Below are 10734 nucleotides of genomic sequence, written 5' to 3'. Positions count from 1 at the left end.
ATTTTAGGACAGGACTGGAGATTGGGATTGGTTTTTGAGCATCTTTTGACGCAGGAATACGACCAATACAAACAGGAGATCTAGGGCAATTAAGCTCCCGATAATCAGTTCTGAGCCTCCGGTACTGAAGCCGTAGCTGTGTAATCCAGTTCCGAGGACAAAATTCACGCCATACCAGGCCATGAGGATAGCATTAAAGCTGACGACACTGGCGATCGCCATGCCAAAGTTGCCGAGCCAACCGCCTAATCGACCGTGTAGGGGCACGATGTAGCACATGAGGGCGATTAAGGCCCAGGTTTCCTTGGGGTCCCATCCCCAAAACCGTCCCCAGGAAAAGTGGGCCCAAATGCCACCGAGGATAATACCGGTGGTAAGGAAAAGTACGCCAACTTGGAGGATGGAATAGTTCCAGCGCGAGAGGCGATTGATAAAGTCTTTGGCTGTGGGTTTGAATAGGTAAGCGCCCAGGAGCAGATGACCAAAGCCAAAGGCAAGGGCAAAACTGGCATAACCGAGGGTAATGGTAGGTACATGGACACTGAGCCAAAAGTTATCGCGTAGGACGGGAACCAGGGGTTTAATGCTGGGATCGAGGACAGCCGGGAGGCGATCGCCCAATATCAAGCAGAGGATAGATAGGGGTGCAGCGGACAAGAGGTAATATTTCGCACGATGCAGGAACTCAAAGGTAACGGCGATCGCCGCTATTCCCAAACTCACCCAAATCACTGACTCATACATATTCGTCACTGGGGGTCGTCCTGCGATTTGCATCCGCTCCCAAAACCCATATCCATGCACCGCTAACCCACTGCAAAATAACCCTAATGCTACCCAATAGGCTTGTAACTTTTCCCACGCTAAAGCAAGTAACATCACCAGAAACCCTACACCATATAAAATCCAGGCTTGGGTAAACCAATGCAGTCCATAAAAACGGACTTCTCGCGTTATTTTTTCCCTAGAAGGATAGACTTGGGGACTTAATGCTATCAGTTGCGATTTCAAAGTGGCAACTTGGGCATTTAAATCAGAAATTAAACCCATTTGTATCGCTTGTTTAATTTCACTATAGGTTGCTTGCAATGTCTCGACTTGTTCCGGCGAATAATATTCAGAAGCCTGAGCAATTCCCAACCATTTCCCTTTCGGATCGCTCGGATGGGGAATAATTGGTAGCTGGGTACTGCTAACTGTCTCTAACATTAAGGCTAAACGATCTTCTAAAGTTAATGCTTCCCGTTGATCTCGCGTTAAATCTAGATTCTGCGCTTGATCTTCATGGGCTTGCAAAACAAACGAACTTAAGGGAGAAGAAACCAGTTCCACAAAGGAAAAATATTTCTGTTCTGGATTGAATCCCAGTTGGGTTTTCAAAGGTCGATAACTCAATAGGATAAAGGGTTCTTCGTTCCAGTCTCGGTTATTGAATAATAGGGAAAGATAAGTATTGAGATAATCTAGCTTATCTCCGCTTAAAGGTTGATAGTGCAAACTGCCATGAATTTGAGTTACCGTTTCTCTGGCAACTGTATCGAGGGGCTTTTTGCGTCCATCCAGTTGCACCGCCAGTGTTTTTAGAGAATCATAGCTTGTTTCCGGACTAGAGATTATCCCTTTCCATACGGGAAAAAAGCACAGGAGAAGACCTAATGTTAAGGCGATGAGAAATTTAATTGGATTCATAAGTAAAGTAGTGGACAGTTGACAAGTTTGTGTAAATGTCTGTGGTGGAATTTTTCTGTGTTTATTAACTATTACTAGCGCATACTGTATTATATATGATGTAGACTTAAGTTAATTAATCGAGTCGAATTGATTTGGTATGTCAGGTATGACAGTTACAATTTTGTTGCCACAATTGCATCATTTATCTAGGTAGAATAAATTAAAGATTATTAAGTTTTTGCTTCTCCGATAATCGAAAGAGCATAGAGTATAGCCAACTGAGTCTTACTATCTTGGGCAAAACTCAATTCATCCAAGGGTTCAACAAATTGAATGATCTGATTAGCAAAGCGATAAATATCATGCGGTGTAGGTAGGACAGAAACAGATACAATAAAAGCTGCTTAATTTTCTCCTAAATTAATGATGGGTGATGGATAATCGGTGAGGCTTTTGTGAATAGCCTTACCATAGAACATTGTACCAATACCGACAACGACAAGGGCTGAACCTGTCCAAGTGAGCAAGGTTATCCACAGGGGTTCGCGTTTCACTTGTAGGGTAGATTGGCGTAAATCTCCAGGGTTCCAGGAGGCTTGGGCGATTTTCCATCCCTGATACCAGGTGGGGTGGTTCATCCAGACCGTACGATCGCTGCTAATATGCTGATGAGGGTCTTGAATTTGGATTTTGCTTGTCCACATGGCGACGCTCTCAGAACCTTCATTGCGCTCTACAATAAAGTCTTGCAATGCTACTTGAAAGGGAAGGGAAAAAAGTTTAGGGGTAAATGCTGCCAGAATATCACCATCGGGTGCAGGAATGGCGGTGGGTTCTCCCCAGGGGAGCCAGGTTTGGGTTCCTGTTTCTGTTTTGACTAGGATAGCGGGAGTACCTTGCACGCTGCGATCGCCAACCGGTACAATTTGACGGTCAATCTCAGCATGGGTAAGCTGCTCTTCTAGAGTAATTTCAAAGTCTGCCCAACCCAGTGCAATCGGTTCATTCAGTTTTAGAATACCGGATTGGAAGCCTTGAGAGGAATGGGTAGCATAATAAAGTTTACCGGATGAAGTGGCGATCGCCTGAAAATAATTCCCCTCTGAAGTATCAGCCAGTGCCGTAACCTTCTCCCGCACTGTTTCCTCACTCTCCACAACCATCAGCCTCAACTCAGCCGGCCCCAAACTTACCCTACGATAAGGTAGGGGTGCAAACCCTAACCATTGTTCCACCTCTTGTCCCATTCGCGCACTGGTTAACCGCACCTTCAAAGCCACATTATTCGTGCCTCCTCCCTCCTTAAAGCGAACGGTTTTCACCGTATTTTCCGCATAACCTAACAAAGAAAGTCCCAGAACTGAAGAAGGAGAAATAGAGCCATCGGGACGGATAAAAATATCCCTTTGTTCAGCTTCACCTTCAGGAGTCATCACTTCTAATAAATCTCCCTCAACCCGAATCTGATTATTGCCCGCTAGATCTTCTCTTAACGGTAGCATTCCCTCCAAACTCAAATGAATAACTCCCGCCGAGCCTACAATAATCAAAACCAGTCCAATATGAGTTAAAGCAAATCCCGCTTTACGAGAGCCTCGCCAAGGATAGCGCGTGAGTGCCGAAATTAATAAATTGACTGCCAGCAGGAACATCAACATCCCAAACCAAGGACTTTTATAAATCAGATGTTGGACCACAGTCGAGCCAACTTGAGACTCATAAATTGTCGCTCCGATTAAAATAGCAACAATACTAGCCAGAAGGGGAACAGCAAACTGGATCGAGCCAAAGAACCGGATCAAAGGCGTATTCATCTTAACAGTTTCAAGAATGATCAAAGGGTTTTCTTATTGTCTACCTTACTGGTTTGAGAAGATCCGGTTGTATTCAGGATGACAGAAGTAGCATAAACGGGCAATTAAGCGATAAGCTAGAAGTTAAGTTTTGTCATCTATTACCTTAATTTTATGAGTTTATTCACAGCCGAAGAAGTTATCAACCAACTCCAGGACGGAGAATCTTTTGTTAGGGCTGAATTAAGCCGGATTAATCTCGAGGGTTGTATTCTTGATGATGGTGATTTTAGTCAAGCCTATCTACGAGGGGCAAATTTATCTAGGGCCTTTTGTCAAGGGACAAACTTTTCTGAAGCCAACTTGATGTTAGCCAATTTGACCGAAACTAATTTAGTGTGTGCTAAATTATTCCATGCTGAACTCAATGGAGCTTGTTTAAACAGTGCCAATTGCCGATCTATTGATGCTCGTTATACGAAACTTTATGGTGCAACTTTAGATCGCTTGAATGGTGTTGATGCTGATTTTCATAAGTCAGACCTGAGAAAAATCAAAGCTCAGAAAGCTAATTTAAATTCTGCCAATTTAACCCAAGTTAATCTGACTTCTTCTCAGTTGACGCAGTGTAATCTTACTGAATCAGTTTTGCGCTCGGCTATTTTAGAAAACGCAGATTTAAGTGACAGTTTTTTGATAGATGCTAATTTAGAAAAAGCTAATTTGCATCGGTCTATTTTTTTAAGGAGCAAGGTACACAACTCTAGTCTTGTATCTGCAAATTTATGTGAAGTTGATTTTCGATCTATTGAGATGAAAGATACAGAGATCTTAGGGGCTAAATGTATCAATGCATCGTTTACCAATAGTGTTTTAGAACACTGTTCATTCTTGTCTACCGATCTAGAATCCGCTTTATTCGATGAAGTCAAGTTGGTTGAAACCAGTTTCCAGGATGCCAATTTAGAACGGACTATTTGGAAAGATGTTCAATTCATTAACTGCGAATTTATGGGAGCAACATTTACGGATGCCCAAGGATTGACTGACGATCAAAAAGATTGGTTAAGACACACGGGAGCCTTAAATGTTCCCCATTAATCCCATAGATTAGTCAAGTTTATCTCAGCTCCTGATTGGGTGATGTATCATCAAAATTTAGTAATGAACGAACTTGTTCAACCAGTAGAGATGAAGGGATTTTTCCAATTAGAATTTCCTGAACAACTTGTTGAGTATTGAAGAAAATAAACTGGGGGACACCTTCCACGTTATATTCTTCAATAAGATAGGTATATTCTGGGCGATCGATATTAATCATGACCCAGTTTATTTTATGTTCATACTCTTTTTCAATCTGCCGAACTGTAGGAGCCATAGCTTGACAGGTAGTACACCAATCGGCATAAAATTCAATCACTGTTGGTAAATGATTATTGAGCGCAATACGATAGGGAACAGCAACTTGGGAACTGGCTTTAAGTTGTTGCAAACCGGTTAAACTAGAGGGCAGTAATGCAGGAGATTTGGGTAGCAGAAAGAAGTAAGCAAATACGCCCATCAATGCTAATCCTAAAATGACTTTTTTGATCGTCTCAATTGGCATTATTGATAATAGTAGGCAATGATGATATGAAAGACTAGCATAACTAAAAACATGCTGACTAAAATGATATGGCTGGTTAGCCATATCCCCCGTAAATTGCGAATCAAAACTCCTTTAGAAATGCCGGTATTGGCAGGAGAAGGAGATAAACTAAATCGGAAATAACGCTGGGAAGATTCTATGATTCCAGTTTCAGCAACTACCCCGACTAAAGCGGATAAGGTGACCAAGAAAAAGACCCATAGGAAAATGGCATTAAAATTCAAACCTCGCACCCCGATAGTATGGATAAATGTACTGCCCACTAAGGCAATGCCTAGAAAAATATGTAGGCTTCTCCAGAGCTGAATACTTCCCGGAACCTTGATTTTTACTTTCCAGCTTCTTCCTCGTTTACGGAGAGTTAGCGCCATTTCTAGTAGTACAAAAGACAGGGAGAAATATCCTGTAATTTGCTTATAGAGTTCGCTCTGAAAGGCTAAATAAAGATCGAAGTCATTTAAGCGTAGAACGGGGATATAGTTAGGACTAAAAACAAAAGGAGTGAGCAGAATAGCACAAATGACGGTTAAGAGGATGAGGATGGAAAACTTGGGTTTCATTGTGGATAAACTAAATTGAAATTAAGGTAGAGAATACAAACGTTGCATTCCTCCCTAAATCAAACCTAAAAAAAGAAATGGATTAAGTGCCTTCAAGGGGTAAGTTAACCACAACACCACCCATGACATCTCCCAATTCAAAGATTTTATCGGGATAGCGTTCTTTATGGATGGGATGATCGTTGTGACAGGTAACGCAGGCTTCGGCGATCGCCACATCAGGATAAATGGCAGAGTAATATTGTTGACCAGCAATTTCCCGATAATCTTTATAGGGTTCACCGCTGTCAATAACGCTTTGCATCCCCACCTCTTCAAACTCCCCTCTGGGGGCTTGCGCGTCATTAATAAACCAAGGCGAAATTAAACCATACGTGAATGCACCTTGTTCCGAGGCCAGTTCTGCACCTAAACGGAACATTTGCGCGGGTAAAGGAATACCATTGGCATCTTGCCAAGCTTCCGTTGCTTCTGCCGGAACGACTCCATTGGGTTTATCTTGTCCTTCGAGTGTTTTCAGCCGGTTAACCACATGCTTGGTGTAGGCAGTACGATCGGATTCGGCTACTGTATGGATATAATCAACCACAAGAGCAGGATCAATACCACTGGTTTGAGTCGAACTATTGCTGTTTCCTCCAGCACAAGAAACAGCAGTCAGACAAATAGCTGTCGCTAAAACGAATAAGCTGATGGTTTTCAGTTTAAGTGAACGTATCCAAGTTGTGAGGATAGGCATAGTCAGTTTTCGATTAGGTGAACAAATTTTTTATTCAGAGCTTGAAGCAGTTCGCTTTTTTTCAAATGCTCTAACTAACTCCAGCGTGTCTAAATCTTGCTGAGGGGGATGGTGAAAATTGCCCTCAATCAACTCATCATCAAAGATGCTGTTGTAGGAATATTCCAAGCCGTGACAATTCATACAAACATCCTTCACCATGCGATCGCGCGGGAGCAGGTTGTAAGTGTTATTGTGATTCACAAACACCGAATTGGTATTTTCATGGACTGTGCGGGGTAAATGGCAGGTTGCACAGGTCACCAGATCTGGACTTGGGCGAGGCAGTCTAACCGATGCGGCAAACAGAGAACCATGTTTCGAGTCCCCATAATTGAGAGAATGGGCATCATCATGGCATTGCAAACAGGAATCTACAGAAGCCTTAAACGTGTCAGGTTGATGGACATCATGGCAGGTATTGCACCCCATGAACTGTCCCTGAGCAGAGGCTTTCATCGGTAAGTGCGCCATCTTTGGCATTAAGGGAGACAGTCCTTCAGCCGTACGAATACCATGTTTACCGAGCAGAAATGTATCCACCTGTTGCTGATGGCAACTTTGGCAACTTTCTTGGTTAGGACGCACCACCAAGGTTTTCGTTTTGCTCTCTTGATGACAAGTGGAACAGTTGACATCAGCCAGAGCATGAACACTGTTTTCCCATTGCTGAGTAATTTCTGTTACTCGCTCGGCGGAGATTGGGGAGGCGATCGCCCCGTTACAACCCCACAACATCACCACAGACCATAGCCATACCATCAGAAAAATGCTGTTTCTTCTCATCCTCCTCCCTCCAGAAACTCCTCACCTAAATCGGGTTTAGGGGGTTTACTTTCGGTCAGAGTGACTTCTAAATTCGGCATTTCTGGCTTCGGTAATAGGATGGGTTGATTCAAGTTTTCCCGCAAAAAACCCGTCGAAATCGAGCGATGATCGTGAAAATTATGACATCCTGCTGTCCAACACCCATCTGGCTCAAACCCTTTATGACTGGGAATCTCTCCAGTAATGACTCCTTCATGACAAGCCATACATAAATCCGGTTTCAGGTGAACCCCGCGACCAAACATATGGACATGCTCCGCATGACAAGCAGTGCAAGTTAACACATCTAAATTACTGAGGTATTCTGCCCAACGGGGATCGCGAAACTTTTTCGGGCCGTGAATATCACTAACTAACTCCGCTTCATGACAACGCATACAAGTTTCATTACTGACCGGTTTAAATCCTTCATGACAGGAACTACAAGAAGCCTCAATTAACGTGTGCCCATCTGATGTCACTCCCGGAAGAAAGATTTGACGTTGATCTAAGGCAAACGCAGCAATTCCCCAAATCAGTAGCAAAACGACCACTGCGATAATAGCTGTCTTGACTTGAAGAATATTTTTCAGAAGAGGAAACCGCTGCAAATTGCTGGTCATGACTTAAGAAAGTTGGGTTTCCGCTTTATCGTAATCTGCACCGGAAAGCATCAGATCGGTAATCGCTTGATAGGCATCAATCCAAGCTTGTTTGACTTCAGGAGTCCAATCATCCCCTAAGTATTGTTCAAAAGTTTTCAAGAGTGCCCCACCAACTAGGGGATAATGGGCAGGAAGGGCACCATATTTAACGTGGCGTGCCCCTAAGCCTTTGAGTGCATTACTTAACTCTTCTGGCTTTTTCAAATTTTCTACTGTAAAGACCAAAGATTGCAAAAGCATTTGCTTTTGTTTCTTCATATCCGTATGCTCAAACAACGGTTTAGCTTCCGGATTATCCGCAAACAAATGTGTATAGAAACTCTCGACAAACTCATTCGCTTCTGGCTTCACTTTTTCAAAGCTCTCTTCCAGAAGTTCGACTTTTAATGACATTTTTGGTGTTCTCCTTATGCAGTATGGGTGATATAGCGCTTCGCACTAGACCCTAAGAAATACAAGCTATTGCTTAGGATCTAAGACTTCAAGCTGTACTCCATAGAAAAGAGAATTGCTATAGCCAATTAAGAAATACTTAGGACTTATAGAAAATTGTCCCATTAGCCCATAACAATTGGCTTAGAGTCAATTACTTGTTCTCACTAATTTATTCCCTGCTATAGACAATTTCAATTCTTTTTTGTCCAAGATATAACTTGTATATATCCAGATTATCTAGGATATTCTGTAAGATAAACTACGAAAAAAAATACCTATTGAAATAAAAACATAGAGTATATGCAAAAGATGCATGTTTGAGGATTTGTAAACAGCATCTCCCTAGAATTTGACCCCTATCTTTTATCAAGTTCTCAAGATGGCTTTAAGCCAATCCGATAACATGATTTATGGACTAAATCGTTGCTCCAGAGAAGGGTTATACCCCTTGAATCGAGGATGTACCCATACCTTGGAACATAATCCAAGAGAGGACAAAATCAGTCATGAAGATCGACAGCAGAGAAATAACTACAGCGGTAGTGGTGGATTTACCCACCCCTTTTGCCCCTCCAGTGGTGGTGAGTCCCCAACTACAGCCAATAACAGAAATTAAGGCTCCAAAAATAAAGGCTTTAATCACAGAGCTACAGACATCCCAGGGAGTCATGAAGTTTTGCACGGAGGAGAGGAAGACGGAGTAGGGGATGCGGTATTGAGCTTGGGCAATGAATAAACCGGAGGCAATCCCCATGACAAGGGACAGGAGGTTTAGAAGGGGAACCATTAAGCAACAGGCGATTAATCGGGGAATGACGAGGTAATCGATGGGATCGGTTTTGAGCATGTAGAGGGCATCGATTTGTTCGGTCACTTGCATGGTTCCAATTTCGGCAGCAAAGGCGGAACTGACGCGCCCAGCAACAACGACGGCAGTGAGGACGGGGGAAAGTTCTCTGGCTAGGGCGATCGCCAAAACCCCCCCAACCGCAGTAGTGGCTCCAAAGTTGATGAATTCACGGGCAACTTGAATGGTGAACACGAAACCGACGCTAACCGCCGTCATCACAGAGATCGCCACCGATGCTGGTCCGACGTTAATCATCTGCTCCATCGTATTTCGGCGATGAATTTTTCCGGCTAGGATATGGGCGATCGCCTGTCCCCCCAACAGGATAGCCGTTAGGGGTCGATACAAAGGATTGCGACTGTGCAAGAGTTTGGGTTGACTCAAGGCTACTTCAAGGTTGGCACAACATCAATTACAGGATATCCCAGATCATCGGAAACGTTAAGTAACGTCTTACTCCTTACCCAGTACAGTACGAAGTTCTGTAACGATCGGTCTGGTTTTTCTTTCTCAATTAGGGTACAATAGATGAGAATGTGAGCTACATTTTCTTTCAACTTAGCAACAGGATCTTCAATTATGGTAATGATGCATCAAGAAGGCATTGGACTAAGAGCGCGAGTCGGCGAACTCACCCGTAACCCCAACACCAAGGCGATCGTCGTCGGAGTCGCTACCGTTGCCCTTGCACCTGTCATTTTGCCGTTGGTCAAACCGATTTTAAAAACCACCATTAAAACGGGAGTTACTTGGTATGAAAAAACCAAATCTACCTTAGCGGAAACGGCCGAAAGCCTCGCGGATATTGCGGCTGAAGCCAAAGCCGAAGTTCATGCCCAGACTGAGAACAAATCCCTCCCGAATTCCTAACCTAACGGTTCAGTTACAGCCCTCTTGGATCGTTTTGAGGGTGCTGTAAACTCGGAGAAACTCACCAAAACAAGGGGCTAGGGGCCCCTTGTCTTTTAACTTGAGAGTTGTAGACAGCAACAGTTAACTGTCAAGCATCGACTCTATTTTTTTGTGCCTGAGCCACCCACTCAGATAAAGACATTTCTGTTTTTCCTGTTCTGCCCTCTTTATTCAACCGTCGATTCACCGGTTGACGATCGGGTAACAGGGTAGGGGCTAAAACTAAAACGCCTAATCCAACCCAGAATAGGGGATGATTACCGTGTCCGTCTTCGAGAATTTCCTTGAGATGAAAAGTCACGATGGACTTTTCCAGATGAATCAGAGACATAGGGGTTAGAAGACCATGTAGAAAGGTTGATTTCTGCCCATAGCCTAGCAGAATTTTTGCAACTAATGAGAACTATTGTTAACAATCTTAAAGTAGGGGTGTGGGGACAAGGGAATAGGGAATAGGGAATAGGGAATAGGGAAAAACCGTTTTTACCTTTTCCTTGAATTATCCATAAATAGTGTTACAAAATTTTCTTCACTCTATATTTAGTCCTTGACAAAATGTATACAGCGCTTCGCGCTGCTATGAGGTACATTGTTGATCGTAGATGTGAGTTGTCA

Annotated in this window: 12 protein-coding genes; 2 read left to right on the top strand and 10 right to left on the bottom strand. The window is 43.3% G+C overall.

Features of this window, described 5'->3' with window-relative positions; all coding sequences use genetic code 11:
• Positions 1-3: 3 nt before the first annotated feature.
• Positions 4-1689 carry a cytochrome c biogenesis protein gene (locus AC3A14_RS22545; protein ID WP_318731295.1) on the bottom strand — a complete coding sequence of 562 codons (1686 nt, stop codon included), beginning with the start codon at positions 1687-1689 and terminating at the stop codon, positions 4-6.
• Positions 1690-2075: 386 nt separating this feature from the next.
• Positions 2076-3485, bottom strand: a complete 1410-nt coding sequence (locus tag AC3A14_RS22540; protein WP_318731296.1) for a cytochrome c biogenesis ResB family protein — start codon at positions 3483-3485, stop codon at positions 2076-2078.
• A 153-nt stretch (positions 3486-3638) separates the two neighbouring features.
• Between AC3A14_RS22540 and AC3A14_RS22535 the strand changes: the two genes are divergently transcribed.
• Positions 3639-4565, top strand: coding sequence for a pentapeptide repeat-containing protein (locus AC3A14_RS22535; protein WP_318731297.1), 927 nt, complete (start codon positions 3639-3641; stop codon positions 4563-4565).
• Positions 4566-4584: 19 nt separating this feature from the next.
• On the opposite strand, the gene AC3A14_RS22530 is transcribed toward AC3A14_RS22535, so the two are convergent.
• From AC3A14_RS22530 to AC3A14_RS22500, 7 genes are all read right to left on the bottom strand, one after another.
• A complete protein-coding gene (locus AC3A14_RS22530; RefSeq protein ID WP_318731298.1) occupies positions 4585-5070 on the bottom strand; it encodes a thioredoxin domain-containing protein in 486 nt (161 codons plus the stop codon).
• Positions 5070-5672 carry a hypothetical protein gene (locus AC3A14_RS22525; protein WP_318731299.1) on the bottom strand — a complete coding sequence of 201 codons (603 nt, stop codon included), beginning with the start codon at positions 5670-5672 and terminating at the stop codon, positions 5070-5072. The genes AC3A14_RS22530 and AC3A14_RS22525 overlap by 1 nt, the downstream gene beginning before the upstream one ends.
• Before the next feature lie 82 nt (positions 5673-5754).
• On the bottom strand, positions 5755-6411 hold the full coding sequence (locus AC3A14_RS22520; protein ID WP_318731300.1) for a c-type heme family protein: 657 nt from the start codon (positions 6409-6411) through the stop codon (positions 5755-5757).
• Positions 6412-6441: 30 nt separating this feature from the next.
• Positions 6442-7236, bottom strand: coding sequence for a cytochrome c3 family protein (locus tag AC3A14_RS22515; RefSeq protein WP_318731301.1), 795 nt, complete (start codon positions 7234-7236; stop codon positions 6442-6444).
• Complete coding sequence (locus AC3A14_RS22510; protein WP_318731302.1) at positions 7233-7880, bottom strand: cytochrome c3 family protein; 648 nt, start codon at positions 7878-7880, stop codon at positions 7233-7235. Before AC3A14_RS22510 ends, AC3A14_RS22515 begins: the two co-directional genes overlap by 4 nt.
• A 3-nt stretch (positions 7881-7883) precedes the next feature.
• Complete coding sequence (locus tag AC3A14_RS22505; protein ID WP_318731303.1) at positions 7884-8315, bottom strand: globin family protein; 432 nt, start codon at positions 8313-8315, stop codon at positions 7884-7886.
• Positions 8316-8796: 481 nt separating this feature from the next.
• Complete coding sequence (locus tag AC3A14_RS22500) at positions 8797-9591, bottom strand: MlaE family lipid ABC transporter permease subunit (RefSeq protein ID WP_318731304.1); 795 nt, start codon at positions 9589-9591, stop codon at positions 8797-8799.
• 195 nt (positions 9592-9786) lie between these two features.
• On the opposite strand from AC3A14_RS22500, the gene AC3A14_RS22495 reads away from it, so the two are divergent.
• Positions 9787-10077 (top strand): DUF5132 domain-containing protein, encoded by a 291-nt coding sequence (locus tag AC3A14_RS22495; RefSeq protein ID WP_318731305.1) that lies wholly within the window; start codon positions 9787-9789, stop codon positions 10075-10077.
• 130 nt (positions 10078-10207) lie between these two features.
• Here the strand turns inward: AC3A14_RS22495 and AC3A14_RS22490 are convergent, their stop codons facing one another.
• Positions 10208-10450: a hypothetical protein gene (locus AC3A14_RS22490; RefSeq protein WP_318701939.1), complete on the bottom strand. Its 243-nt coding sequence runs from the start codon at positions 10448-10450 to the stop codon at positions 10208-10210.
• Positions 10451-10734 lie beyond the last annotated feature (284 nt).

It is taken from the genome of Roseofilum sp. (assembly GCF_982964205.1).
This window is presented reverse-complemented; position numbering and strand designations above follow the sequence as displayed.